Here is a 25,524-nt window from a genome sequence, read left to right as displayed (position 1 = left end):
CGCACACATGAAAATCATCTTCGTCATCGTCGTCCTTGCCGTTCTGCTAGCGGGACTCTTCGCAGTGCAGTCGAAGACGGCGAAGGGAAAAGGCCGCACGGGTGCGTACCGCCGCCGCAAGTTCATGACCGATAACGAGGAAGAGTTCTTCGGCCGGCTCGTCGTGGCGCTTCCCGACCACTACATTTTTCCGCAAGTCGCGATGTCAGCCCTGCTCGACACGGCGAGTAGCGACAAGCGAACAGCCCATAGCGACCGATTGCGGATCGCCCAGCAGCGCGTCGATTACGTCGTCTGCACCCGACGCTGCGAGGTCGTCGCCGTCGTCGAACTGGACGACAAGACGCACTCGCGCGCAAAGGATGAACTGCGGGACGCGCGCCTCGAACAGGCGGGCATACGGACTGTCCGCTTCCAGGCTCGTAACAAGCCAAAGGTCGACGTCATCCGGAACATGATTGTCGGCCCCGCGGTGACCGAGGCCGGCAAGGGTACGACCGAACACGCCGGCCAGGATGCCGTCCCGGCCAGTGCTACGCCGCTCACACAGCAATAGTTCGCCCGCGCACCGGATTTCGTCATGACGAAATTTGTGGTCCGGGCCGCCGCGATGCCTGTTGCTCCATCACTTCGAACAACAGCGACTTGAAGCTGCAGCGCGGTCATGGCGAACATCCGGATTTCGTCGCGACGAAATTTGTACGCATCGCTTCCTAAGCATCGCTTGTAAAGATGCTCTTCCTGATGCAAGACCCCTCCATTCCCGACCGGGTATCGCTGCAAATAAATGGATGACACGAATAAGGGCTCTAAGCAACCATGCTGGCGAGCCTAAGGTCCTTGCCTATCGAGCGCGGGTAGCCGGGGCATTCGGATATCATGCCGGGCGGTAACTCGACCGAGTCAGCGCTGTCGTAGTTCTGTCGACGACAGCTGCGACTACGGGCAACGTGCAGTAGGCAATATCGGACGGTGTGTGCAAGGGGACTGACGATGCAGGAAGTGTCACGTGTCTGGAACGATCTGAAGCGAAAAGAAGACCAGTTGACGTGGAGCGGTGGCTATCCTGGTCACGGCGAACAGTACGACAGCATGGGGCGGCCTGCCGGCACCTCGGCGCACCTGGGCGGCGCGTGGGGCTATGACCAGCTCGGCCGCGTCAATCGTGTGCGCAAGGCGCTGCACGATTCGGGGCCGCTGGCGCAGCGCATAATCGTCGAGCGCCTCGCTGGTATCGACTTGTCGATGATCGCGTCCATCCTCGTGTCGGCGTGCCAGGACCTGGCACTGATCTATGGTGGCTCGACCGTTATCGGTGGATTCATCGGCGGTGTCGGCGGCGCCTTCTTCGGCGGCATCGGCGCGGTACCGGGCGCTGCCGCCGGCGCCGCTGCGGGCAGCTACGTCGGCGGCCTCATTTTGAGTGTGCTGGGCCTGAAGTCGCTGGTGGAAGGCATCGCAGAGGCGATACCGGCCGCGCTGCGGCACTACCAGAAGGGAATCGCGGATGCATGGGGCCCCGAGCGACAGGACGACCGCTTGCGCCTGGGACTGGGCGCGCGCGGCGATACGGCCGCGGCAGCGTTCGACCTCGCCAACGGCCACGTGATCGTGATGATGGCGATCCTGTCCGTCATGACGCCGTATATGTCGCGAGGGAAGGCTGACCGGGCGGTCCTGCTGAACGAAATCGAGCGCAGCCCCCGGCTAGGTCCGCGCGTCGCGGCCTGGGTCGAGCAGAACGAAGAACGGCTGCGCCGCCAACCGGCGCTGCAGGCGACCCATGGAGGCGCTGGCGGTCCTCACGGGACGGCGCAAAAGCCGCCGCCATCGCGGCCGCGTGACGGACGACGCGAGAGCGAGGGCTCCCGCCCGCTCCTGATGCCGACGGCGAGGGTTCCGTGTTTCAAGACCAACGGCTTGCCGTCGACACGCTTTCCTGAATTCGACCGCCAGTTGGCCGGGCAGGAGACCGGACTCAACGCCATGACGGTGGCCGATTACCTCGATGGTCGCGACGCGTTTGAATCGGGTACGGCCGTGCGCGATCCGAATGTCGCGCGCACGGCACGTACAACCCATGAGGGCGGCTTGGAAGCCAAGTTCCTCAGGCAGTTGCGCGTACAGGGATTGTCGTCCGACGCAGCGCGAGCCAAGGCAGTGGAAATGGCGGCGGACCAAATGAAAACGCTCGCCGCACTGCATAATCCGGACATGGTCGCTGGCGGGAGGGATGTGATCGCCGGATTCGGCGACCGCTCGATCAATTCGCGTATCGGAGCACAATGGAAGGCGCTGACTGGAGAGCCTGGTAACAAGACGACCCGGCTGGCGGAATTGGACAAGGCCGCCGAGCGCGTGCCGGCATCGCTACGCGCGACGATGAAGATGAACGCAAAACTTGAACGCTGCAAATAAGGGAACGCTTGGACATGGACGAAGATTTCGCCAGCTTTTTGGCAGAGTTTGAACCGGCAATCGATAAGCGCTACGTGCCGCCATCGACGATCGCACGCTATCGCGGCAAACTGCCGGACCAGTTGTTAGCGTACTGGGACGAGTACGGCTGGTGTGGCTATGCGGATGGGTTGTTCTGGACCGTCAATCCTCAGGAATACGAGCCTGCGCTCGAAGCGTGGATCGGCGATACGCCGTTCATGGAACAGGACGCGTATCACGTCATCGCCCGCAGTGCGTTCGGCACGCTTTATCTGTGGGGCGAACAAACCGGCGACACGCTGCGCATCTTCGCGCCGGCGTCGCGCGGCTTTTCGTCTATGCCGGATGACAGCATCGATCGTGACTTCGCCATGCGCCTGTTCTTTGGAGGATTGTGGCGCCGCACGAACGACGTCGAAGGCTTGTTTGCGCCAGCCTTGCGGCAGCTGGGGCGCCTCGCGCACGACGAAATGTACGGTTTCGTTCCGGCGCTCGCGCTCGGTGGCGCTCCAACGCTCACCAACCTGCGCAAGGTCAAGGCGGTCGAGCACCTCGTCATCCTCGCACAGCTAGCGCCGCTTCACGTAACTGAAATCTGATCGGGCGAGCGCCGTCCGGCCACGTGACTGGTATCAGTCCTGGCCCGCAATGGCGCAGCCGCTTCCCACCAGAGGAAACTCGACATGGACGAAGATTTCGCCTGCTTCTTGGCAGAGTTTGGACCGGCGATCGATAAGCGTTACGTGCCGCCCGCGACGATTGATCGTTACCGCGGCAAGCTCCCTGACCAGTTGCTGGCGTACTGGGAAGAGTACGGCTGGTGCGGCTATGCGGATGGGTTATTCTGGACCGTGAATCCCCAGGAGTACGAGCCGGCGCTGGAGGCATGGATCGGCGAGACCCCGTTCATGGAGCAGGACGCCTACCACGTCATAGCACGCAGCGCTTTCGGCACCCTATACCTCTGGGGCGAAGAGACCGGAGACACACTCAACGTGATGGCGCCGGCCTCGACCTGTTTCACCTCGCCTTCCGACGACGACATCGACCGTGATTTCCAAATGCGTTTGTTCTTTGGGGGGATGTCGCGCGGGGCCAATGATGTCGAGGGCCTGTTCGCGCAGGCGTTGCAACAGTTGGGGCGCCTCGCGTACGACGAAATGTACGGCTTCGTTCCGGCGCTCGCGCTCGGTGGCGCTCTAACGCTTTCCAACCTGCGCAAGGTCAAAGCGGTCGAGCACCTCGTTATCCTTGCACAACTTGCACCGCTTCACGTAACTGAAATCTGACCGGGTGGGCGCCGTCCGGCCGCGTGACCGGCCTCAGTGTAGGCTCGCGCTGGCGCAGCCGCTTCCCGTCAAAGGACGCTTGACATGGACGAAGATTTCGCCTGCTTCTTGGCAGATTTTGGACCGGCGATCGATAAGCGCTACGTACCGCCATCGACGATCGCGCGCTATCGCGGCAAACTGCCGGACCAGTTGTTAGCGTACTGGGACGAGTACGGCTGGTGCGGCTATGCGGATGGGTTGTTCTGGACCGTCAATCCTCAGGAATACGAACCTGCGCTCGAAGCGTGGATCGGCGATACGCCATTCATGGAACAGGACGCCTACCACGTCATCGCACGCAGCGCTTTCGGTAAGCTTTACCTCTGGGGCGAAGAGACCGGGGACACACTCAGCATATTCGCGCCAGCCTCGACCTGTTTCGCATCGTCTCCCGACAACGACATCGACCGCGATTTCGAAATGCGTTTGTTCTTTGGGGGAATGTCGCGCAAGGGCATTGACGTCGAGGGCCTGTTCGCGCCGGCCCTGCAGCAATTAGGGCGCCCCGCGCACGACGAAATGTACGGCTTCGTTCCGGCGCTCGCGCTGGGCGGCGCTCTAACGCTCTCCAACCTGCGCAAGGTCAAGACGGTCGAGCACCTCGTCCTCCTTGCACAGCTTGCGCCGCGTGACGCAACCGTAATGTGATCGGGCGGGCGCCGTCTAGCCGCGTGACCGGCCTCAGTCCAGGCCGTGATGGCGCAGCCGCTTCCTGCCAAAGGACCCTTGATATGGATGAAGATTTCGCCTGCTTCTTGGCAGAGTTTGGACCGGCAATCGATAAGCGCTACGTTCCGCCATCGACGATCGCGCGCTATCGAGGCAAACTGCCGGACCAGTTGTTAGCGTACTGGGACGAGTACGGCTGGTGCGGCTATGCGGATGGGTTGTTCTGGACCGCCGATCCTCAGGAATACGAACCTGCGCTCGGTGCGTGGATCGGCGATACGCCGTTCATGGAACAGGACGTGTATCACGTCATCGCCCGAAGTGCGTTCGGCATGCTTTACCTCTGGGGCGAGCAAACCGGTGACACGCTGCGTATCTTTGCGCCTGCGTCATGCGGTTTCTCATCGGCGGCTGACAACGACGTCGATCGGGATTTCCAAATGCGCGTCTTCTTTGGTTCGCTGTGGCGCGACACTAACGACGTCGAAGGACTATTCGCGCCGGCGCTCAAGCAGTTGGGCCGTCTGGCACACGACGAAATGTACGGCTTCGTTCCCGCATTGGCGCTCGGAGGCGCGCCCACGCTAGCCAACCTGAAAAAGGTCAAGGCGGTCGAGCACCTCGTTATCCTAGCGCAGATCGAGCCCCTTTACGTGACCGAAACCGGAATCTGATCGGGCGGGCGCCATCCGGCCGTGTGATCGGCCTTTGGTCCAGTCCCCGCTTTTAAATGAAAGACGAAGTCGACAACATGAAGAAACGCTTCTCGTGCTTGGCCGTGGCCGGCGCCTTCTTAAACATGCCGTCCGCCTTCGCGGCAAACGAACCGTCGAAGATAGAAAGCGTCGCGCTGAACGCTGTCCGCAAACCGCCGACACGCTACGAAGGGACTCTGTCCAACAAGCGCATCCTGATGGTTCTGTCACAGCAGGGGGCGACTGTCGAGGGCGCCTACGCCTACGTGAAACAAGGCGCCAACGAAGCACCGCGCTGGATTGATTTGAACGGCACCGCGACAGCCATTGGCAGCGTGACGCTGGTCGAAAAATTCAAGGATAAAATGACGGGCCAGTTCGACGGCAAAATCGCCGGCAACGTCTTTTCGGGGATGTGGCGTTCGCCGGAAGGCAAGAGCCTGGAATTCACGGCGACCGCCGTCGGGGTGCCAGGCAATCTCAAGATCTTCGCCCGTGTCGCGCGTACGAACGAGGACATGAAGTTAAAGGGAATCGACATCTATCGCGACCAAAAGCTGACGCAATCGCTCCCGGCCGACGCCAACATCTTCACATCGCTCTCGAATCTCCGGTACGAGAACCGCGACCTGAATTTCGACGGTTATCCCGATCTCGCGATACCTGTCGAGAATGGCGAGCAGCTCTACTGGCTGTACGACCCGATACAACACCGCTACGTGGACGCGCCGGCGTCGCTGCGCGACATTAACGTCACGCACACGCGGTACAGCACCGATGAAATCATCGAGGAGTGGGACGGCGGGTCAAAGTCTAAAGGTATGAATGTCTACAAATACACGGGCAGCAAATACTGCCTGATCGAGGAAACCACAGTGTCCGGCGAACCCGAGACAGCGAAGACCAGCAAGAAAAAATATCCGGTGTCGCAATGCAAGGCCAAGGAAGACTGACGACGCGCGAGGTAGTGATGTGCTTCAGTCGGCGTCGTAACGCAGCCCGTCCCGCCGCTGCACGCGTTTGCCTAGAAACGACAGTGAACCAAGATTCGCGACAACGGTCAAATTGGTCAGCGGGATTCCGCGTTAGAAAACCGCATCCATACCCTAAACGGTTGTGTACCCACAGGTGTATCCATGCCACAGCTGAGCCCGCCACGAAAACCCAGCAGCCACGCGCCTTCCATCGAACTCATCGATTCCGGCCAGAACCTACTCATCCGTAGTAACCCGCAAAGTCCAAGAACCCGCATTTTTCCCTCCGGGAACGCGTTTTTTTGTGCGCCGAAGTTTGAATCAGCAGCCCGCTCCTGATTGCGCGGCGCCCGCCGGATTCACTGCGTTCAGAGAAAACGCAGGCGGATCGGGTATACGCCGGTGATGGATTCCACGCAGCCTTCGGCAACCAGAATCGGCGCCAGCACGGACGCCAGCCTGCGGGACTTGGCCGGGTAGTGTTGATTGATCCAGTAGCCAAGCGTGTCGGGCTCGACATCGCCGGTCATGTTGGCACCGAGACCAGCTTCCGCGCCCGCTGGAAAATCGTTCAGCAAATCCTGCAGGAAGTCGCTGTCGATGGTGAACGGCGTCTCGCTCCAGTCACCCGAAAACCCGATGTGGACGTTGCCCGCGTAGCTGATGTTCGGTGTCTTGCCGTTCAGCGTGCTGATCAGCGTGCGCGGCAAACCCGCATGATCGCGCCTGAGCCGTGCTGCGCCCGCCCGCTGGATGTGCTTGCGTTGCCGCTCGTCGATGCCAGCACCCGGCGCGTTCTCCTTCAGGCAGCTGACGTCGTAGCCGATCATGAACAGGCTCGCCTCGAACGCATGCATGCGGTCTTTTGCCGCCTCTCCCGCGAACAGCCCGGGCGCCTTCTCCAACAGCGCGGCCATCAGCCAGCCAAGCCGGATCTTTGCGCCGCACCAGTCGGCGGCCGTCGCGGCGGCAGCGGCGGGCGCGTACGACAGCACGCCGGGGCTCTGCGCATCCGCGAACAGGCTGTGCACGGAGCGGTCGGACGGTATCGCCGGAAAGGCCAGTTCGGATGGCAGCGGTACGCCTGCCTTGCCCTGCGAGCGGCGCCACAACTCGACGAGCGCAGCGATCGCCGCCGCGACCCGCGAATCGTAAATCGGCAATCCATCGTGCGATGCGAGCGCGTGGACCTTGGTCAGCATCGAATTCATCTTCACAGCCTGCGGCCGACTGGCGTCAACGACGGCGACATCGAGCGCGAATGCGCGGCTCGACGTGCCCAGGTATTCCGCCAGCTTTCCCTCCGCATGCAACGCTTTCAAGAACGGCATGGCGCCTTTTGCATCGTTACGGTTGCCACCCCAAGCGAGAACCCGGCGGCAGGCGTCCAGCACCTCGTCCTCGTTGCGGCCGGCGATGGCCCGCTTCAACGCATCGCCCAGCTCGTGCAGGTAATCCCGCGTTTCCTGCCAGTTGCCTGTTTCGCTGCCCTTCGTACGCCAGCGGTAATGCCGCAGCAAGTCCAGCCCGGATACGTCCGTACGGATGCCGCCGGGGACGAAGCGCGACGATTTGATGTCGAGCCGGATCGACAGGCTACGGTAGTGTTCAGCCAGCCAGTCCGTGAATGCGGCGACGTCCGACGACGCGATAAATGCGTTTCTGTTCATGCGAAAAGCTTTCTTTAAAGAAACTACGATCCAAATTATAGCAATGCGGGTCGAGCGCGCGTATCGGTCAAAAATAACGCCAGCGCTCGTCATCGAACCTGGCGCCCGGGGGCACGAGGCCGGCGTCGATCAATGCGCGGAAGAGTAAAGTCCTGAGTTCATCCGCACTGGCCGCGGTGTATCCGCCGTTGTGATGCGATTGCGCGGGAATGAAGCGCGCCGACCGCTTCGCCGGATCTTCTTCCGCGATGTCGACGGTTACGTGGATGATCAGCCCCGGCGTCCCGTCCGCCGGCCGGATCCCGCGCGTGCCGATTGTCGCGAACGTATGGTCGCGGCTGACGTACACGGCCAGGCCACCCGGCAGCTCCCTGACCGGTTCGTGCTCCTCGTGCAGGGTCCTGGCGCTGTAGAAGAAACCCATGGATGCGGGCCCGGGCGTCGAACGCGGATGCAGCAAGGCGCCCACCGACGGACACCGCTGGACGAAACACCCGCCGAGTGCGGCGTACACCTGGTTCAGAGCCGTCTGCACCTGCCGGATGGTGCGGTCATTCAGCGTGCGCACGTACGCCGGCGCCAGCTCGAACTGCTGCTGTTCGATGGAGGCCTCGTCCCCGCCCCACCGGGCCGGATCTGGATCGATCGGCAGAACGGAGCGCGCCAGCGTGCGTCCGTCCGGCGCGACGCATCCCGACCGGTAGTGCGCCTGCACGCCGCGGTACCACTGGCTCTCCGGCGCGAAATGGCGGTCCGCGATTTGTACCAGCGCTGGATTGCCGGGAATCACGAGCCGGTCGCGCACGACGTCCGCGAGTAGCGCCACCGTCGTGCGCACATGTCCGTCGACGCGGGCGAAGCACGCATTCGCATCCGCGATCCTGCCCGCGTCGACCGTGTCGTCGGCGTGGATAAACCCGCGCGCGAGGTGCCCGGCCAGCCGGTTGACTTCACGGCACAGCCCGTCGACTTCGACGTACACGCGGTAATACACTGGCCAGTGCCGGACGATTACGTGCGGACCGGCAAACATGCCGAACACGAGATTGCCCAGCTCCGTCAGTTCGCGCAGCAGGCGTGGCGCGCTCGTCGCCTGCGTGATCGTCGTCTGCTTCAATGCGTTCTCCTTTCGATATCCGATTCCCGCGGCTTGTTGCCCGGCACCGGTACCGCTATAGTGCGACGGATTAGCGACAAAATACGCCGGAAACCATGCCCAGAGATTCCACCGAACGACAGCTGGCCCGCAGGCTGGCGATCATCGACCTGTTGCCCCTTCTGCCCGAGCACGGTACCGGACAGGGGGCGACAGTCGACCAGCTCATCACCAGGCTGGGCGACGCCTTCGCGGTGGATCGGCGCACGTTCGAACGTGACCTGCGGGACCTCGCCGATCCGCAGGGTCCGTGGCGGCGACAGTTCGGCCTCGAGGTGGAGTCCCGTCCCAGCGCGGACGACGGAAGGGTCAACGAATGGTTCACCACCGCGCACAGCAAGATCCCTCTGTTCAAATCCGTGACGGCCGTCGACGCGTTGGTGGCCAGCTTCGCCCGCCAGGAACTGGGGCCGTTCCTGCCGCGCGACGCGCGCCGGGCGCTGGACGAGCAGGTCGCGACGATCGAACGGAAACAGCGGCATCTGCACCAGACCGACGCGCATCGGCAGGCCATCGCCTACCAGGACAAGATCCGCCGCCTGCCGGACGGCCGGCCGATGGGACCTGGCAAGGTAGCTCCGGCGCATCTGCAGACCGTCAACGACGCCTTGATGAAGAACCTGATGCTGCGTCTGGTCTACCGCGCGGCCAGGTCCGAGGTGAACAGGACGCATCGCGTGTATCCCGTCGGCCTCGTGATCCATGACCGTACGCTGCGCCTGCTGGCGGTCGACGAGGCCGAGGTCACCAAGGATCCAGCGGCGATGACGGTCAAGAGTTTCCACCTTCACCGCATGCGGGAAGTGGCCCTGGACGATCCGGTCGCGCGCAACATCAGGGTGCCCACGCTGGACGAGGCGCTCGCGCGCGGCACGCTGGAGATGTGGTCGAAGGGCCGTATCACCCTGCACCTGCGCTTCGCTGGCGGCGAGAACGCGGACGTCTTCGCGCGCACACTGGAAGAGATGCCGTTGTCCGACGACCAAACCATCTTCCTCAACACGGCCGGACAACGGGAATTGATGGCCACCGTGGCCAATACGTCGACGCTGCGCCGCATGTTGCAAAGCATGGCCCGCGAAGCCAAGGTGCTGGCGCCGGACGATCTCAAACAGGAGATATGCGCCTTCCTGGCCGAGGCGCTCGCCTTGCAACAGGGCGACTGACGGAACGGCCAGGCAGCCTTGACCGGCATGTCGATCGCCCGCCCGATCCCGGCCGCACGGACGGTCAGCGCGACTTCACGCCCCAGTCGTCGTACTTGTGCACGATCGCGCGCGAGGTCCCGTCGTGTTCCATGGCTTCCAGGGAGCCGTTCATGCGCGCGACGAGCGCATCCGGCACGGCGCGGTTGCAGGCCAGGTAGACGCGGATGCGGTTGAACACGAGGACGGGGACCACCTTGCCCGTGTAGCCCAGGCGGTCGAGCGTGAGGCTGCCGCGGCGGATGCTGGCGGCCCACAGGTCGATGCGGTCCATCATGAGCTTGCGGGGATTGATCAGGTCGTTCGGCGCGGGGTCGACGTTGAAGCCGCGCGCGCGCAGGAACTGGTCGCGCGCGTCGCCGTTGTAGGTGCCCACGCGGTAGGCGCGCGCGTCGTCCAGGGTGCGGACGTCGAAGCGGCGGCCGGCGCGGCCCATCAGGACCCATTCGGCCTCGCCGATCGGTCCGATCCATTTGAAATGCGGTTCGCGCTCGGGCGTGCGCGTGGTCGAATAGACGCAGGCGTCCTTGCGTTCCAGCGCGGCCGTGTAGGCGCGCTTCCAGGGCAGCAGGTCGATCGAATAGGCGATGCCGGAGCGGGCCATGATTTCGCGCACCATGTCGGTACCGATCCCCGTCACGCGGTCGCCTTCGCGCATGCTGTACGGTGCCGAGGTCTCGGTGGTCAGGTACAGCCGCGGCGCCGGCTCCGCCCACGCCCACGCGCAGGCTACCGCCAGCAATGCGGCAAGAACTGTCGTTTTCATACGTTCGCACCCAGTGCGGGCGTCCCCGGCGGACAACCCGTTTAACTAGCATAGCAGCAACATCGAGAACGCGGCAACGCGTAACAAGCCGGCAATATTGACTGCTTACCGGTAGCGTATTTGCGACATTTTTCCGGCTCGTTCGGCATTTAATTCTTACAGGCAAGACTTTCAGTGGTGAAAGTGCCATACTTGGGCCATTCTCACCAAAAATCACACGCCATGCTGTCCGTGTTCACGCTTCCTTCCGATCCGTCGCTGCTCAGCTACGGGCTGTACACGCCGAAGCTCGTCGCGTTGTCCATCCTCGTCGCCATCTTCGCATCCTGGATGGGCCTGCAGATCGCCGGCCAGGCCGCCGCCAATCGCGCCCAGCGCTGGATCATCCTCGCCACCGGCAGCCTCGCGCTCGGCGCCGGCGTGTGGGCCATGCACTTCATCGGCATGCTCGCGTTCGACCTGTGCACGGAGGTCGACTACGACCCGTCCGCCACCATCCTCTCCAGCCTGCCGAGCATCGGCGCCTCGTTCGTGGCGCTGGCCCTGATCGCGCGCGAGCGCCTGGGCGGCTGGGGCCTGCTGGCCGGCGGCGTGATCGTCGGCGCGGGCATCGGCGTCATGCACTACGCGGGCATGACCGGCATGCAGATGGGCCTGGAATTGCGCTACGACCCGCTCATGTTCGGCCTGTCGATCGTCGTCGCCGTCGTGCTGGCGACGCTGGCCCTGTGGGTGCGCTTCGGCCTGTCCAGCCTGTCGCACCGGCTGAGCGAACAACGCCGCCTGCTCCTGGCCGCCATCGTGATGGGCTGTGCCATCGCCGGCATGCATTACACGGGCATGGCCGCGGCGCGCTTCGTCGGCCACACGGTAACGCCGGCGACCCACACGACCAGCACCTTCCTCGCACTGGCGATCACGCTGATCACCGTCGCGTTCACCGTCTTCGTGCTGGCCGCCAACGGCCTGCTGCGCTACCGCCAGCTGTTCCGCGAACTGTCGCGCAGCGAGGCGTGGATGCGGGCACTGCTCACCACCACCGTCGACGGCGTGATCACGGTCGACCGCCAGGGCACCATCCGCGAATTCAATGCCTCGGCCGAACGCATCTTCGGCTGGCGCCGCGACGAGATCGTCGGCCACAACATCCGCCTCGTGATCGGCAACGAAACCGCGTCCGAGGAAGTCGGCCTGCTGCACTCGCTGCGCACGGGCCAGATCAGCCCCGGCGCGCGCGGCGCCGACGTCACGGGCCGCTGCAAGGACGGCAGCATCGTGCCGATCCGGCGCGCCCTCGGCCATGCGCGCCTGGACGGGCAGGACCTGTTCGTCTGCTTCATCACCGACATCAGCGACCGGCGCAAGATGGAGCAGGCGCTGCGCGCCAGCGAGCAGCAGTTCCGTTCGCTGATCGGCAACATTCCCGGCATCTCGTATCGCAGCAGCCTGATCGAAGGCGAGGCGCCGATGCTGTTCATCAGCGACGCCGTCGAGCGCATCACCGGCTATCCGGGCCGCGACTTCCTGGGCGCGGCGCCGCGCCGCACGTTCGCGCCGCTGATCCACGCGGCCGACCGCGTGCGCGTGTCGGAAACGATCGCCACCGCGCTGCGCGAGGACCGGCCGTACCTCGTCGAGTACCGTTTATTGCATGCGGACGGCAGCACCCGCTGGATGTGGGAAAACGGCACCGGCGTGCGCAACGAGGCGGGCGAGCTGTGCTGGCTGGACGGCGTCATCCTCGACATCACGGAGCGGCGCGAGATAGAAGACGCGCTGCGCGTGGCGAAGGAAAACGCCGAACAGGCGGCCGCGGCGCGCGCGAGCTTCGTCGCCAACATGAGTCACGAGATCCGCACGCCGATGAATGCCATCCTCGGCTTCACCGACGTGCTGCTGGACGGCGAACTGAACGCCGACCAGCGCCGCCACCTGGACACGATCCGCAGCTCGGGCCGCGCCCTGCTGCGCCTCCTCAACGAGATCCTCGACACCGCCAAGCTGGAAAAAGGCGCGGTGGAGCTGGAACAGAACGACTACAACCTGCTGTCGCTGATCGACGAGCTGTCGTCGACGCTGGCCGCCAACGCGCGCGCCAAGGGCCTGCACGTCGACATCCATTACGATCCGGCGCTGCCGACCTGCCTGCGCGGCGACGAGCTGCGCGTGCGCCAGGTGCTCACCAACCTGCTCGACAACGCGATCAAGTTCACGGAACAGGGCAGCGTCACCCTGCGCGCCGACCTGAAGGACGAACACCTGCATTTCACGATCAGCGACACCGGCATCGGCATCGCGCCGGAGCGCCTGGCCGCCATCTTCGAACCGTTCACCCAGGCCGACGCGTCGATGACGCGCCGCTTCGGCGGCACGGGCCTCGGCACCACGATCTGCAAGCAGCTCGTCGAGCTGATGGGCGGCCGCATCTGGGCCGAGAGCGAACCAGGCCGCGGCACGACGTTCCACGTCGTGCTGCCGCTCGTACTGGCGCGCTTCGCCCCGCAGCAGCCGCGCGTGCGCACGGCCGCCGCCCTGCCGCCGCTGCGCGTGCTGGTGGCGGACGACGTGCCGCAGAACCAGGAACTGCTGCAACTGCTGCTGGCGCGCCGCGGCCACACGATGACGGCCGTGGGCGACGGTGCCGCCGTCGTCGAGATCGCGGCCCGCGAGCGCTTCGACGTCATCCTGATGGATTTCCAGATGCCGACGCTGGACGGTCTCACCGCCACGCGCATGATCCGCGAACAGGAAGCCGCCGGCGGCCGGACGCGCGTGCCGGTCATCGCCATGACCGCCAGCGTGCTGGCCGAGCACCGCCGCGCCAGCGTCGAGGCGGGCATGGACGGCTTCGCGACCAAGCCGGTCGACTGGTTCGCGCTGTCGCACGAAATCGCGCGTGTGCTGGGCCTCGGCCCCGGCCACCAAGCGGACGACCTGCCGGCGCAGGAACGCCAGACCCTCAACCGCCACGCCGGCCTGCGCCGCTGGAGCGACAAGGAAGACGCGTGGCTGGAAGCCCTCGCCCACTTCGCCGCCCAGCACGACGGCCTCGGCGCCACGCTCGCGGCCCACGCCACGGCGGCCGACTACCGCGCGCTGCGCATGCACGCGCACAAGGTGCGCGGCGTCGCCGCCAACCTCGGCCTGGAACTGCTGGCCGATGCGCTGGCCAAGCTGGAAGGCCTCGTCGACGGCGACAGCGGCAAGCTGTATCCCGCCGCCGAGCCCACGCTGGAAGCGTCGCTGGACGACCTCTGCGGCCTGCTCGACGCCGCGCTGGACGCGATCCGCGCCGCCCTGCCCCAGCCGGCCGCCGCCAAGCCGCAGGCGGCCCGCCCCGTGGCCGACCTGGACCGCGCACGCCGCGCCGCCAACGTGCTGCGCGACGCGCTCAAGCGCGGCGGCCTGGACGACGCCGCGCTGGCGGGCCTCGCCGCCGCCACGAGCGGCCATCCGCTCGCCTCCCGCGTCGCGCAAGTCCACGCCGCCATTTCCGATTTCGACTTCGACCTCGCCCTGCAACAACTTGACACCGTGCTGGCCGCCATCGACGAGCCGGCACAGGAGACCATCGAATGACCACCGTCAACCAACCGCTGATCCTCGCGGTCGACGACGAGGCCAGCAACCTGCAGCTGCTGCGCCAGATCCTGCAAGACCACTACCGCCTGCGTTTCGCCAAGGACGGCCCACGCGCGCTCGAACTGGCGCGCGAAGAAACGCCCGACCTGGTCCTGCTCGACGTGATGATGCCCGGCATGAGCGGCTACGAAGTGTGCGCCGCCCTCAAGGCCGATCCGGCGCTGGCCGCCGTCCCCGTCATCTTCGTCACCGCGCTCAACGACACGAGCGACGAGGTGGAAGGCTTCGAGGCCGGCGCCGTGGACTACATCACGAAGCCCGTCAGCCCGCCGATCGTGCGCGCCCGCGTGCGCACCCACCTGTCGCTCGTGCGCATGGAAGAATTGCGCGCGTCGCGCCTGGAGATCGTTCAGCGCCTCGGCCTGGCCGCCGAATACAAGGACAACGAGACGGGCCTGCACGTCATCCGCATGAGCCACTTCGCGCGCATCCTGGGCCTCGCGGCCGGCATGACGGAAGCGGAAGCGGACGACCTGCTGCACGCCGCGCCGATGCACGACGTGGGCAAGATCGGCATTCCCGACCGCGTGCTGCAGAAACCCGGACCGCTCGATCCGGACGAATGGAAGATCATGCAAAGCCACGCGCGCATCGGCGCCGAGATCATCGGCCACCACGACCACGGCGTGCTGGCGCTGGCGCGCAATATCGCGCTCACGCACCACGAGAAATGGGACGGCAGCGGTTATCCGAACGGCCTGGCCGGCAAGGACATTCCGCTCGAAGGCCGCATCTGCGCCATCGCCGACGTGTTCGACGCGCTGACGTCGATCCGGCCGTACAAGAAGGCGTGGACGGAACAAGAGGCGCTCGACTTCCTCGTCAAGCAGAAGGGCAAGCACTTCGATGCGGAGCTGGTCGACCTGTTTCTCGCGCAGATGCCGGCGATCCGCGCGATCCGCGAGCGGTGGGCGGAGCAGGACGCGGTGCCGGCGCCGGCACCGATCGCGGTGGCGGCGTGATATGCATGGTGGGCTCGGGGAGTCCACCCTACGAGCTACGGGAACCGTAGGGTGGGCCCCCCGTGCCCACGCGTGACCTTAGCCCAGACGCGGCGCGGCAGCCAGTCGCACATCCGCCCGGCGCGCCACCAGTTCCTGGTACAGGCGCGCATAGTTGTCGGCCATCTGCGCCGACGTGAACAGCTGCCAGTAGCGCGCCTCCGCGCGCTGGCCCATCTCCTGCGCCATCTGCGGATCGTGCCACAGCCGCGTCATCGCGGCGCGCAGCGCCTCGTGGTCGGACGGCGGCACGACCAGGCCGGTCTCGCCGTGCACGTTGATGTACGTGGTGCCCGTGCCGATCTCGCTGGAGATCATCGGCTTGCCGTACATCGCGCCTTCCAGCAGCGAGATGCCGAAGGCTTCCGAGCGCAGGTGCGACGGGAAGGCGACGGCGTAGCAGAGCTTGAGCAGCGCCGCCTTGTCGAGGTCGTCCACGGCGCCGACGAACTGCACGCGCTTCAGGCCCAGGCGCTCGGCGTGCGCCTTCAGTTCCGCCTCGATCGGACCCGCGCCGACGATCACGACGGGGTAATCCGTGCCGGCCACGGCGTCGAGCAGGATGTGCAGGCCCTTGTAGTAGCGCAGCACGCCCACGAACAGGAAGAATTTCGGGCCGACCCGCGCGCGCCAGTGGTCCAGGCGGGCCTGGTCCGGTTCCGGATAGCTGGATTTGTCGAGGCCGAACGTGATCACGCGCGTCTTGTCGCGGTAGCGGTCGAGCACGGCCGACGACGCCAGGTAGTTGGGCGACGTCGCGACGATCGTGTCGACGCTTTCCAGGAACCGGTGCTTCAGGGGCTGGTACAGCTTCAGCAGCGCTTTCTGGCGCACGATGTCGGAGTGGTACGTGACGACGGTCGGCTTGTCGATGCGGGCGATGAAGTGCGCCAGGTCCATGAACGGCCACGGGAAGTGGTAGTGCACGACGTCGGCTTCCGCCGCCATGCGCGCCAGCTTGCCGATCGCCTGCACCGAGACCGCGTTCGACGCCACCTCGAAGTTCAGCGGCACGCGGTGCACCGTATGGCCTTCGTAGTCGAACGGTTCCAGGCGCCGGTCGCGCGACAGCGACAACACCTGGTTCGTGATGCCCAGACGCCCTGTTCCCACGCACATCTGACGGATGACCTGTTCGACGCCGCCGACCGAATCGGGGAAATAGGTCTTGTAGAAGTGCAGGACACGCATGGGCTGGGACATGGAGGCAGTCTGGTCAGAGTAAAGAGCGGTAGACGGCGGCGGTCTGGCGCGCCGTCGCGTTCCAGGTCAGCTGGGCGGCGCGCACCCGCCCGGCCGCGATGCAGCGCGCCCGCACGGCGGGTTCGCGCGCCAGCGTGAGCATGGCGTCGGCGATCGCGCCGGTGTCGAGCGGATCGACCTCCAGCGCCGCGCCGGCCGTCACTTCCGGCAGCGACGTCGTGTTCGACGCGACGACCGGCACGCCGGACGCGAACGCCTCGACGACCGGGATGCCGAAGCCTTCGTACAGCGACGCGAACACGAACACGCCCGCGCCGGCGTACACGTGGCGCAGTTCGGTGTTGTCGGTGAGCCGGTTCAGCCAGACGACGTTCGCCCCGTCCTGCACGGCGGCGGCGATGCGGCGCAGCAGGTCTTCCGAGCGCGCACCGGCACTGCCGACGATGACGAGCTGGCGCTCCGCGCGCACGGCGGGCGGCAGCGACAGGTAGGCGTCCAGCAGGCGCTCGACGTTCTTGCGCGGCTGCAGCGTGCCCACGAACAGGAAATACCCCGGACGCAATCCGTTGGCCTGCAGGGTCATCGCCACGGCATGCGCCGGCGGCGGCGCCAGCCATTCTTCATCCACGCCGCACGGCACGACGGTGATGCGGCGCTCGTCGATGCCGAAGCAGTCGACCAGTTCGTCGATGGCGAAGTGCGACAGCGCGATCACGTGGTCGGCCTTTTGCGCGGCCTTGCGCTGCAGCCAGTTCTTCAGGCCACGCATGCGCGGATTGCACCACTCGGGATGTTTCACGGGCAGCGCATCGTGCAGGCTGGCGACCACGGGGCAATCCATGCGCACGACGCGGTAGTCGGTCACGTGGAACACGTCGACGGGCATGTGCACGCGGTGCGCGTCCGGGGTCACGAGGTCGACGAAGGACGCGCGTTCGAAGGTACGGGGCAACGCTTCGCCCTTCGTCACGGGCCCGGCGCTGCGCAGGCGCGGCCAGGAATACGGCCGCATCGCGCAGCCGGCGTGCGGCAGGTGGCGCAGCAATGCCTGCGTATAGACGCCGATGCCGTCCAGGTGCCCGCCCGTGAAGGCCGGCTCGATCATGGTCGTGCCGATGCCGATGCGCAGGTCCGGCTGCACGAGCGCATCGTTGGCGGCCTCGGCGGAACCGGGGAGCGCGCGCAGGCGGTCCTGCAGGGCGGGCGTGCCGTCCGGTCGTCGTTTAGGGAGGCCCAGTTCGATCATGGTGGTGTCCAGGCCGGTCGGCACCCTGTTCATGCCTGGTACATCCAGCGCAGCGTGTCGACCAGCGGCGTGGGCTCGATCGTACCGATCGTGCCTGCCAGCTTGGCGTTGCTGCCGGACAGCGTGAGCACCTCGTTGGCGCGCACGAAGGCGGGGTTGACGTGCACTTCGATGCGGTAGCCGGCGATGTCGCTCATCATGTCGATCAGGCTCTCCAGCGAGTGCGAGCGGCCGGAGCAGACATTGAAGACTTCGCCGGCGGGTGCCGCCGCGAGCAGGCGCCGGTAGCTCTTCGCCACCGTGCGCACGTCGGAAAAATCGCGCGCGATCGCCAGGTTGCCCAACTCGATGCGGCGCGCGCCCTTGCGGAAGTGCGACACGATCTTGGGCAGCAGGAAGTTCTCGTTCTGGCCGACGCCCGTGTAGTTGAACGGCCGCGCGATCACGATCGGCAGCTTGTCCATCCACAGGCGCGCCATGTATTCCATCGCGAGCTTGCTGACGGCGTAGTCGTTCGCCGGCGCGGGCGGCACGAATTCGTCGATCACGGGCACCGCGGCGTTGCCGTAGATATTGGCGGACGACGCGAGCAGCACCTTGGACGGCTTGTGCGCGCCGTGCGCCAGCGCTTCCAGCAGGTTACGGGTGCCGACCACGTTGACGCGGTACATTTGCTCGGCGTCGTTGTGGGCCACGAACGCGATGGCGGCCAGGTGGACCACCACGTCCGGCCGCACTTGTTCGATGACGGCGGCCAGCGCGGCGCGGTCGGTCAGGTCGACGGTGAAGATGTCCGGTCCGGTCTCGCTGCCCGGCAACACCGTGCCGAACACGTGATAGCCCGCGGCGGTGAGCTCGCGCGCCATGTAGTAGCCGGTGAAGCCGCGCAGGCCGGTGATGAGGGCGCGCTTGCCCTCGCCTTCCCTGGGCTCAACCATCCGGACGAGGTCTTCCGTGACCATGCGGTTCATGTCAGAACGAAAAACCGGTCTCGTTGCGACGCAGGTCGGCGTCGACCATCATCTGGCACAGCTGTTCGAGCGACGTCTCGGCCTTCCAGCCCAGCTCTTGCTGCGCCTTGGACGGATCGCCGATCAGCAGGTCGACCTCGGCCGGACGGTAGAACTTCGGCGACACGCGCACGAGCAGCTTGCCGGTACGGGCGCAATGCCCCGTTTCCTGCTCGCCCTTGCCTTTCCACTCGACGTCGAGGTTGGCGCCGCGGAAGGCCATGGTGACGAAGTCGCGCACCGTTTCGGTGCGGTTGGTGGCCAGCACGAACGTATCGGGCTCGTCGGCCTGCAGGATGCGCCACATGCCTTCCACGTATTCGCGCGCATAGCCCCAGTCGCGCTTGGCGTCCATGTTGCCCAGTTCCAGCACGTCCAGCTTGTTCAGGACGATCTTGGCGACGGAATCCGTGATCTTGCGGGTGACGAACTCGCGGCCGCGCAGTGGCGACTCGTGGTTGAACAGGATGCCCGAGCTGCCGAAGATGCCATAGGACTCGCGGTAGTTCACGGTCATCCAGTGGGCGTACAGCTTGGCGACGCCGTACGGGCTGCGCGGATAGAACGGGGTCGACTCGACCTGCGGCACGGCCTGCACCTTGCCGAACATCTCCGACGTGGAGGCCTGGTAGAAGCGCGCTTTCGGGTGGACGATGCGGATCGCTTCCAGCAGGTTGACGGCGCCGATGCCGGTGATCGAGGCGGTGGTCACGGGCTGATCGAACGAGACGCCGACGAAGCTCTGCGCGGCCAGGTTGTACACCTCGTCCGGACGGGTGGATTCGATCAGGCGGATGCTCGAGGAGAGATCGGTGAGGTCGTATTCGACGAGGTTCAGGTTCGGATGCTGCTCGATACCGAGTTCGGCAATGCGCCAGAAATTAACCGAGCTGGACCGGCGAAAAGTGCCGGTCACGGAGTAGCCCTTTTCCAGGAGCAATTGTGCCAGATAGGCTCCATCCTGCCCGGTAATACCGGTGATCAGGGCCTTTTTTGTTGTTTGCATGTTCTTGGTGATCCAGTGGTGGTCCGTAGCGGCCGCCGCAACAGCCGAGGCGGGTCGGCATGCGGGTCGTCGGCCGCGCTGGCGCGGACCAGATAATTTTCCAACAACCCCGCATTGTAACAGAGTGGTGCTTGGGCCCTTGCACAAAAGAAATCGTGCAAAAGAAGCAATATGTACTCGTCTATTATCGCCTGAAAGCCCGCAAACACGTCGCGTGATTACGCATTGTTACGAGTCGCTCAAGCTTTATTACATATTCACGAAATGTCGGGAACTTCTACATTTCAATGACAAAAGGGCCGCAATGGGCCCTTTTGAGTCATTTCGTCACAGGTGGCAAATCTACAACACAAAGGTGTCGTATCAACGCTCCGAGACGGCGTCGACGACGCACAGCGCCGTCATGTTGACGATGCGGCGGACGGTGGCCGACGGGGTCAGGATGTGCACCGGACGCGCGCAACCCAGCAGCACGGGACCGATGGCGACGCCGCTGCCGGCCGCCGTCTTGACCACGTTGTAGGCGATGTTCGCGGCTTCGATGTTCGGCATGACGAGCAGGTTGGCGTCGCCCTTCAGCGTCGATTGCGGCATGATCTTGGCGCGCAGCTTCGTGTCCAGGGCCGTGTCGCCGTGCATCTCGCCGTCGACTTCCAGGTTCGGGGCCTTTTGCTGGATGAGGCCCAACGCGGCGCGCATCTTCCTGGCCGACGCGCTGTTCGACGTGCCGAAGTTCGAGTGCGACAGCAGCGCCACGCGCGGCGTGATGCCCAGGCGCTCCAGTTCCTCGGACGCCATCAGCGTGATCTCGGCCAGCTCTTCCGCGGTCGGATTCTCGTTGACGTGCGTGTCGACCATCGCGATCTGGCGTTCCTGCGTGATGATGAAGTTCAGCGCCGCATAGACGTTGCTGCCGGCACGCTTGCCCAGCACCTGCTCGATGTACTGCAGGTGCACGTCGGTCGTGCCGTAGGTGCCGCAGATCATGCCGTCGGCGTCGCCCTTGTGGATCATCATCGCGCCGATCAGCGTGTGACGGCGGCGCATCGCCAGCTTGGCGAGGTCTTCCGTGACGCCCTTGCGCATCACCATCTGGTGGTACGACTGCCAGTAATCGCGGTAGCGCTCGTCGAAGTCGGGGTTGATGACGTCGAAGTGCTTGCCCTGCTTCAGGCGCAGGCCGAATTTCTCGATGCGCTTTTCCAGCACGGCCGGACGGCCGACGAGGATCGGGCGGGCCAGGTTCTCGTCGACGACGACCTGCACCGCGCGCAGCACGCGCTCTTCCTCGCCCTCGGCGAAGACGATGCGCTTGCGCTCGGCCGGCGCGCTCTTGGCGATCTGGAACAGCGGCTTCATGAAGCTGCCGCTGCGGTAGACAAATTGCTGCAGGCTCTCGGCGTACGCGGCCAGGTCGGCGATCGGACGGGTGGCGACGCCGCCATCCATCGCCGCCTTGGCGACGGCCGGCGCGATGTGCGTCAACAGGCGCGGGTCGAACGGCATCGGGATCAGGTATTCCGGACCGAACGACAGGTTCGAGATGCCGTAGGCCGATGCCACGATGTCCGACTGTTCCGCGTGGGCCAGGTCGGCGATCGCGTGCACCACGGCGATTTCCATTTCGCGCGTGATCGTCGTTGCGCCGCAGTCCAGCGCGCCGCGGAACATGTACGGGAAGCACAGCACGTTGTTGACCTGGTTCGGGTAGTCCGAACGGCCGGTGGCGATGATGACGTCGTCGCGGACGGCCTTCGCGTCTTCCGGCAGGATTTCCGGGTTCGGGTTGGCGAGCGCCAGGATCAGCGGGTTCGGCGCCATCTTCGCGACCATTTCCGGCTTGAGCACGCCGCCGGCGGACAGGCCCAGGAAGATGTCGGCGTCCGGGATGATCTCGGACAGCGAACGGGCCGGCGTATCCTGGGCGAAGCGTTCCTTGTCCGGGTCCATCAGCTCGGTGCGGCCCTTGTAGACGACGCCGGCGAGGTCGGTCACGTAAATATTCTCGATCGGGAAGCCGAGGTCGACCGCCAGGTCGAGGCAGGCCAGCGCCGCGGCGCCCGCGCCGGACACGACCATCTTGCACTTCTTGAGATCCTTGCCGACGACCTTCAGGCCGTTCAGGATGGCGGCGCCGACGATGATCGCGGTGCCGTGCTGGTCGTCGTGGAAGACCGGGATCTTCATGCGCTCGCGCAGCTTGCGCTCGATGTAGAAGCACTCGGGCGCCTTGATGTCCTCGAGGTTCACGCCGCCGAACGTCGGTTCCAGCGCGGCGATCACCTCGATCAGCTTGTCCGGATCGGTTTCGTTGATCTCGATGTCGAACACGTCGATGCCGGCGAACTTCTTGAACAGCACGCCCTTGCCTTCCATGACCGGTTTCGAGGCAAGCGGGCCGATGTTGCCGAGGCCGAGGACGGCGGTACCGTTCGAGATGACCGCGACGAGGTTGCCGCGCGCCGTATATTTATAGGCGCTGGCGGGGTCCTTGACGATTTCTTCGCAGGGCGCGGCGACGCCCGGCGAGTACGCCAAAGCCAGGTCGCGCTGGTTCAGGACGGATTTGGTCGGGGTGACGGCGATCTTGCCGGGAGAGGGAAACTGGTGGTACTCGAGCGCGGCAGCCCGCAGTTGTTGACGTAGTTCTTCTTTTTTATCGATTGACGAATCCATGCTTTGCAGCCTTCCTGAACTAACCGGGGGTCTCCGATTTTAGCAGAGTGTCACCGCGAACCGTCTACGTATTTCTTGGTATCGACAGTCGTGACCGGAGGCAGGTAGCATGGCACCTGCCTCCGCTTCCCGCCCCGTTCCGCTTCAGGCAGGCGCTTTCGGGAAGTCCACCACCGTGTCGTTGATGCGGTTCAGCAGGTTCGTGAACGTGATGCTGCTGATCGCGAAGATCGTGTCCACCACCTGCGTATCCGTGTAGCCGGCCGCCTTGAACGCATCCACCACCGGCTGCGGCACGGTGCCGCGGGTGCCCGCCACTTCACGCACGAACGTCGACAGCGCGTCCAGTTTCGCATCGCCGCCCGGGTTGCCGTTGACGTTACCCTTCCTTGCGGCCAGGATTTCCTCCGGGCTCAGGCCGGCCATTTTGCCCATCAGCGTATGCGCGGCCAGGCAATAATCGCAACCGCTCACTTCGCTGACGGCCAGCTTGATCACCTCGATCTCTTTTTTCGACAGGCTTGTGTCGGCCAGCTTCGCATCGAAGCCCAGCAGCGCCTCCAGGGCCACGGCGCTGTTGCTGCCGATCGTGTCGTACGCGTTCGGGACCTTGCCCAGTTTCGCTTTGATGGCGGTAAAGAGTTCGGCGGTACGGCCGGTGGCGTTGGTACCCAGTGCGTTAAGACGGCTCATGATCTTTCCTTTCGTTGTGGGTTGGTGTGGAAAGAAGTCTAGGCCCTTGGACTAGTACGATGAATGCCCGGATGCTGCGATAATTTGCCCAATCGTCTCATCTGATAAAGACATGGATACCCTGAGCCGCCTGCTGTCGCTGTACACGATCCGCACCTCCCTCGACATCCGCTGCGAACTCGCGGCGCCCTGGGTGCTGGACGAACCCGCCGCGACGCCGGGCGTGGCGCCGTTCCACGTGATCGTCGAGGGCGGCGCGCGCGTCGACGTCCCCGGCCACGACACGCTGGACCTTGCGACGGGCGACGTCGTCGTCTTCCCCGGCGGCAGCGCGCACCGCCTGCACGCCGGGCCGGCCGCGGACGCCGCCCCGGTGCGATCGCTCGGCGCCGACGGCCCGCTGCAACGCAAGGGCAACGAAGGCGATGGTCCCGCCACGGCGATCCTGTGCGGCAGCTTCGTGTTCGACGGCGCCGCGCGCCAGGCCCTCGCGCGCGCCCTGCCCGACGTGATGGTCGTGCGCGCCAGCCGCGCCGATGACTTCCCCGGCCTGCACGCGCTCGTGCGGCTGCTGCAGCACGAGACGACGGTGGTGCGGCCCGGCGGCGACGTCGTCATCGCCCAGCTGTCGGGCGCCCTGTTCGCGCTGCTGCTGCGCGCCTGGCTGGCCGGAACCGGTCACGAGGCGCCCGGCCTGTTCGCCATCCTGGCCGACCGCCGCCTGGGCAACGCGCTCGCCCGCATGCTGGAATCGCCCGAACGGCCGTGGAAGGTGGAAGACCTGGCCGAGGCGTGCCACATGTCGCGCGCCACGTTCGCCCGCCTGTTCGCGCGCCTGTGCGGCATGCCGCCGGCCGACATGCTGACCCAGCTGCGCATGGCGCGCGCCGCCCGCGCCCTGCTGCAGGGAGAGGGCGCCGTCGGCGACGTCGCCCTGGCCGTCGGCTACCAGTCGGAAGCGGCGTTCAACCGCGTGTTCAAGCGCCATTACGGGATCGGGCCCGGCGGCTACCGGCGCGCGGCCCACGTGGCGGCGGTCACGGATTAGAATCGCGGCATGCTCTCCGAATTCGATCTCATCAAGCGCTACTTCCAGCGCGACCGCGCGCCCGGTCCCAACACCTTCCTGGGCATCGGCGACGATTGCGCGCTGCTGTCCCCCACGCCCGGCAAGGTGCTGGCCATCTCGTCCGACATGCTGGTCGAGGACCGCCATTTCTTTGCCGGCGCCGACCCGTTCACGCTCGGGCACAAGTGTCTCGCCGTGAACCTGTCGGACCTCGCCGCGATGGGCGCGCGGCCGCTCGGCTTCACGCTGGCGCTGTCGCTGCCGGCGGCGGAACCCGACTGGCTCGACGCCTTCTCGCGCGGCCTGTTCGCGCTGGCCGACGCCCACGGCTGCGAGCTGGTCGGGGGCGACACGACCAAGGGCCCGCTGAACGTGTGCATCACGATCTTCGGCGAGCTGGCGCCCGGCCAGGCACTGCGGCGCGACGCCGCGCGCGCGGGCGACGACATCTGGATCTCGGGCACGCTGGGCGATGCGCGCCTGTGGCTGGCCGCGCGCCGCAGCGAGGTCGCGCTGGATGCCGCCGACCACGCCGCCACCGGCCAGCGCATGCACGCGCCCACGCCGCGCGTGGCGCTCGGGCGCCTGCTCGCGGAAGGAGCCCTCGCGCATGCCGCGCTGGACATCTCGGACGGCCTCGTGGGCGATTTGAAGCACATCCTGACCGCGTCGCGCGTGGGCGCCGTGCTGGACGTGGACGCGCTGCCGGCCGGCCCGGCACTGGCCCGCCAGCCGATCGGACTACGCCGCCGCTTCGCCGCGGCCGGCGGGGACGATTACGAACTGTGCTTCACGGCGCCGGTGGCGCAGCGCGATGCGATCGTGGCCGCCGGCGCGGCCAGCGGGACGGCGGTGACGCGGGTGGGGTCGATCACTTCCGAACGGGGCTTGCGTCTCGTCGATGCGGACGGCACAGATCTCGATCTGCAGCTGGCCGGCTGGGATCACTTCAGCCCGGGCTAGCTTTCGCGCGGGCTCGTAATTGATGCCGCTGGCATCAATTACCCCGCCCTACGATGTCGCGTAGCCGGTAGGGTGGGCACCCCGTGCCCACGCGTTCACTCGGGGAGCCC

At 65.6% G+C, this 25,524-nt stretch carries 21 protein-coding genes; 12 read left to right on the top strand and 9 right to left on the bottom strand.

Going from position 1 to position 25,524, the window contains the following annotated elements; translation table 11 throughout:
* The first annotated feature begins 7 nt into the window (after window positions 1–7).
* The 7 genes from ACL58G_RS07675 (at window position 8) to ACL58G_RS07645 (ending at window position 6,087) form a co-directional block, all read left to right on the top strand.
* Window positions 8–556 carry a DUF2726 domain-containing protein gene (locus tag ACL58G_RS07675; protein ID WP_440966079.1) on the top strand — a complete coding sequence of 183 codons (549 nt, stop codon included), beginning with the start codon at window positions 8–10 and terminating at the stop codon, window positions 554–556.
* Between the two features lie 437 nt (window positions 557–993).
* Window positions 994–2,418, top strand: coding sequence for a DUF6861 domain-containing protein (locus ACL58G_RS07670; RefSeq protein WP_440966077.1), 1,425 nt, complete (start codon window positions 994–996; stop codon window positions 2,416–2,418).
* Window positions 2,419–2,432: 14 nt separating this feature from the next.
* Window positions 2,433–3,038, top strand: coding sequence for a GAD-like domain-containing protein (locus ACL58G_RS07665; RefSeq protein WP_413381848.1), 606 nt, complete (start codon window positions 2,433–2,435; stop codon window positions 3,036–3,038).
* An 84-nt stretch (window positions 3,039–3,122) separates the two neighbouring features.
* Window positions 3,123–3,728, top strand: a complete 606-nt coding sequence (locus tag ACL58G_RS07660; protein ID WP_440966075.1) for a GAD-like domain-containing protein — start codon at window positions 3,123–3,125, stop codon at window positions 3,726–3,728.
* 84 nt (window positions 3,729–3,812) lie between these two features.
* The gene (locus tag ACL58G_RS07655) at window positions 3,813–4,418 is read left to right on the top strand and encodes a GAD-like domain-containing protein (RefSeq protein ID WP_440966073.1); all 606 of its coding nucleotides are present in this window, start codon (window positions 3,813–3,815) and stop codon (window positions 4,416–4,418) included.
* A gap of 83 nt (window positions 4,419–4,501) precedes the next feature.
* Window positions 4,502–5,113: a GAD-like domain-containing protein gene (locus ACL58G_RS07650; protein WP_440966071.1), complete on the top strand. Its 612-nt coding sequence runs from the start codon at window positions 4,502–4,504 to the stop codon at window positions 5,111–5,113.
* 56 nt (window positions 5,114–5,169) lie between these two features.
* Window positions 5,170–6,087, top strand: a complete 918-nt coding sequence (locus ACL58G_RS07645; RefSeq protein ID WP_440966069.1) for an XAC2610-related protein — start codon at window positions 5,170–5,172, stop codon at window positions 6,085–6,087.
* Between the two features lie 389 nt (window positions 6,088–6,476).
* On the opposite strand, the gene ACL58G_RS07640 is transcribed toward ACL58G_RS07645, so the two are convergent.
* Complete coding sequence (locus ACL58G_RS07640) at window positions 6,477–7,871, bottom strand: hypothetical protein (protein WP_440966067.1); 1,395 nt, start codon at window positions 7,869–7,871, stop codon at window positions 6,477–6,479.
* Complete coding sequence (locus ACL58G_RS07635) at window positions 7,846–8,895, bottom strand: hypothetical protein (protein WP_440966066.1); 1,050 nt, start codon at window positions 8,893–8,895, stop codon at window positions 7,846–7,848. Before ACL58G_RS07635 ends, ACL58G_RS07640 begins: the two co-directional genes overlap by 26 nt.
* A 95-nt stretch (window positions 8,896–8,990) precedes the next feature.
* On the opposite strand from ACL58G_RS07635, the gene ACL58G_RS07630 reads away from it, so the two are divergent.
* Complete coding sequence (locus tag ACL58G_RS07630; protein ID WP_440966064.1) at window positions 8,991–10,100, top strand: helix-turn-helix transcriptional regulator; 1,110 nt, start codon at window positions 8,991–8,993, stop codon at window positions 10,098–10,100.
* 64 nt (window positions 10,101–10,164) lie between these two features.
* Here the strand turns inward: ACL58G_RS07630 and ACL58G_RS07625 are convergent, their stop codons facing one another.
* Window positions 10,165–10,905, bottom strand: a complete 741-nt coding sequence (locus ACL58G_RS07625) for a substrate-binding periplasmic protein (RefSeq protein ID WP_413381827.1) — start codon at window positions 10,903–10,905, stop codon at window positions 10,165–10,167.
* A 222-nt stretch (window positions 10,906–11,127) separates the two neighbouring features.
* Between ACL58G_RS07625 and ACL58G_RS07620 the strand changes: the two genes are divergently transcribed.
* The gene (locus ACL58G_RS07620) at window positions 11,128–14,484 is read left to right on the top strand and encodes an MHYT domain-containing protein (protein WP_413381824.1); all 3,357 of its coding nucleotides are present in this window, start codon (window positions 11,128–11,130) and stop codon (window positions 14,482–14,484) included.
* Window positions 14,481–15,509 carry a response regulator gene (locus tag ACL58G_RS07615; protein ID WP_413381821.1) on the top strand — a complete coding sequence of 343 codons (1,029 nt, stop codon included), beginning with the start codon at window positions 14,481–14,483 and terminating at the stop codon, window positions 15,507–15,509. The genes ACL58G_RS07620 and ACL58G_RS07615 overlap by 4 nt, the downstream gene beginning before the upstream one ends.
* Before the next feature lie 78 nt (window positions 15,510–15,587).
* Here ACL58G_RS07615 and ACL58G_RS07610 read toward each other — a convergent pair whose 3' ends face one another.
* From ACL58G_RS07610 to ACL58G_RS07585, 6 genes are all read right to left on the bottom strand, one after another.
* Window positions 15,588–16,739, bottom strand: coding sequence for a glycosyltransferase family 4 protein (locus ACL58G_RS07610; RefSeq protein WP_413345295.1), 1,152 nt, complete (start codon window positions 16,737–16,739; stop codon window positions 15,588–15,590).
* A 25-nt stretch (window positions 16,740–16,764) separates the two neighbouring features.
* On the bottom strand, window positions 16,765–18,030 hold the full coding sequence (locus ACL58G_RS07605) for a glycosyltransferase family 4 protein (RefSeq protein ID WP_440966061.1): 1,266 nt from the start codon (window positions 18,028–18,030) through the stop codon (window positions 16,765–16,767).
* Window positions 18,027–18,968 (bottom strand): GDP-mannose 4,6-dehydratase, encoded by a 942-nt coding sequence (locus tag ACL58G_RS07600; protein WP_440966059.1) that lies wholly within the window; start codon window positions 18,966–18,968, stop codon window positions 18,027–18,029. The genes ACL58G_RS07605 and ACL58G_RS07600 overlap by 4 nt, the downstream gene beginning before the upstream one ends.
* A gap of 1 nt (window position 18,969) precedes the next feature.
* Window positions 18,970–20,013 carry a GDP-mannose 4,6-dehydratase gene (gene gmd / locus ACL58G_RS07595; RefSeq protein ID WP_413342770.1) on the bottom strand — a complete coding sequence of 348 codons (1,044 nt, stop codon included), beginning with the start codon at window positions 20,011–20,013 and terminating at the stop codon, window positions 18,970–18,972.
* A 363-nt stretch (window positions 20,014–20,376) separates the two neighbouring features.
* Entirely contained in the window at window positions 20,377–22,689 is a 2,313-nt protein-coding gene (locus ACL58G_RS07590) for an NADP-dependent malic enzyme (RefSeq protein WP_413381815.1), read from the bottom strand.
* 144 nt (window positions 22,690–22,833) lie between these two features.
* Window positions 22,834–23,382 carry a carboxymuconolactone decarboxylase family protein gene (locus ACL58G_RS07585; RefSeq protein ID WP_413381812.1) on the bottom strand — a complete coding sequence of 183 codons (549 nt, stop codon included), beginning with the start codon at window positions 23,380–23,382 and terminating at the stop codon, window positions 22,834–22,836.
* Window positions 23,383–23,494: 112 nt separating this feature from the next.
* Between ACL58G_RS07585 and ACL58G_RS07580 the strand changes: the two genes are divergently transcribed.
* Together ACL58G_RS07580 and thiL are read left to right on the top strand one after the other, a co-directional pair.
* On the top strand, window positions 23,495–24,430 hold the full coding sequence (locus ACL58G_RS07580; protein WP_440966057.1) for an AraC family transcriptional regulator: 936 nt from the start codon (window positions 23,495–23,497) through the stop codon (window positions 24,428–24,430).
* Window positions 24,431–24,439: 9 nt separating this feature from the next.
* Window positions 24,440–25,414: a thiamine-phosphate kinase gene (thiL, locus tag ACL58G_RS07575; protein ID WP_440966055.1), complete on the top strand. Its 975-nt coding sequence runs from the start codon at window positions 24,440–24,442 to the stop codon at window positions 25,412–25,414.
* Window positions 25,415–25,524: the final 110 nt, after the last annotated feature.

It is taken from the genome of Massilia sp. GER05 (genome assembly GCF_052056005.1).
Classification (GTDB): domain Bacteria; phylum Pseudomonadota; class Gammaproteobacteria; order Burkholderiales; family Burkholderiaceae_D; genus Telluria; species Telluria orientalis.
Note: the sequence above shows the minus strand (reverse complement) of the source record. Positions and strands in the feature narration are given on the sequence as shown.

Bases quoted from the DNA above. Each gene is read 5' to 3' on its own strand.
- ACL58G_RS07625 (WP_413381827.1), bottom strand. From the start codon at position 10,905: ATGAAAACGACAGTTCTTGCCGCATTGCTGGCGGTAGCCTGCGCGTGG.
- ACL58G_RS07665 (WP_413381848.1), top strand. From the start codon at position 2,433: ATGGACGAAGATTTCGCCAGCTTTTTGGCAGAGTTTGAACCGGCAATC.
- gmd (WP_413342770.1), bottom strand. From the start codon at position 20,013: ATGCAAACAACAAAAAAGGCCCTGATCACCGGTATTACCGGGCAGGAT.
- ACL58G_RS07675 (WP_440966079.1), top strand. From the start codon at position 8: ATGAAAATCATCTTCGTCATCGTCGTCCTTGCCGTTCTGCTAGCGGGA.
- ACL58G_RS07645 (WP_440966069.1), top strand. From the start codon at position 5,170: ATGAAAGACGAAGTCGACAACATGAAGAAACGCTTCTCGTGCTTGGCC.
- ACL58G_RS07640 (WP_440966067.1), bottom strand. From the start codon at position 7,871: ATGACGAGCGCTGGCGTTATTTTTGACCGATACGCGCGCTCGACCCGC.
- ACL58G_RS07615 (WP_413381821.1), top strand. From the start codon at position 14,481: ATGACCACCGTCAACCAACCGCTGATCCTCGCGGTCGACGACGAGGCC.
- ACL58G_RS07585 (WP_413381812.1), bottom strand. From the start codon at position 23,382: ATGAGCCGTCTTAACGCACTGGGTACCAACGCCACCGGCCGTACCGCC.
- ACL58G_RS07620 (WP_413381824.1), top strand. From the start codon at position 11,128: ATGCTGTCCGTGTTCACGCTTCCTTCCGATCCGTCGCTGCTCAGCTAC.
- ACL58G_RS07600 (WP_440966059.1), bottom strand. From the start codon at position 18,968: ATGAACCGCATGGTCACGGAAGACCTCGTCCGGATGGTTGAGCCCAGG.
- ACL58G_RS07670 (WP_440966077.1), top strand. From the start codon at position 994: ATGCAGGAAGTGTCACGTGTCTGGAACGATCTGAAGCGAAAAGAAGAC.
- ACL58G_RS07655 (WP_440966073.1), top strand. From the start codon at position 3,813: ATGGACGAAGATTTCGCCTGCTTCTTGGCAGATTTTGGACCGGCGATC.
- ACL58G_RS07650 (WP_440966071.1), top strand. From the start codon at position 4,502: ATGGATGAAGATTTCGCCTGCTTCTTGGCAGAGTTTGGACCGGCAATC.
- ACL58G_RS07605 (WP_440966061.1), bottom strand. From the start codon at position 18,030: ATGAACAGGGTGCCGACCGGCCTGGACACCACCATGATCGAACTGGGC.
- ACL58G_RS07660 (WP_440966075.1), top strand. From the start codon at position 3,123: ATGGACGAAGATTTCGCCTGCTTCTTGGCAGAGTTTGGACCGGCGATC.
- ACL58G_RS07590 (WP_413381815.1), bottom strand. From the start codon at position 22,689: ATGGATTCGTCAATCGATAAAAAAGAAGAACTACGTCAACAACTGCGG.
- ACL58G_RS07630 (WP_440966064.1), top strand. From the start codon at position 8,991: ATGCCCAGAGATTCCACCGAACGACAGCTGGCCCGCAGGCTGGCGATC.
- ACL58G_RS07610 (WP_413345295.1), bottom strand. From the start codon at position 16,739: ATGCGTGTCCTGCACTTCTACAAGACCTATTTCCCCGATTCGGTCGGC.
- ACL58G_RS07580 (WP_440966057.1), top strand. From the start codon at position 23,495: ATGGATACCCTGAGCCGCCTGCTGTCGCTGTACACGATCCGCACCTCC.
- thiL (WP_440966055.1), top strand. From the start codon at position 24,440: ATGCTCTCCGAATTCGATCTCATCAAGCGCTACTTCCAGCGCGACCGC.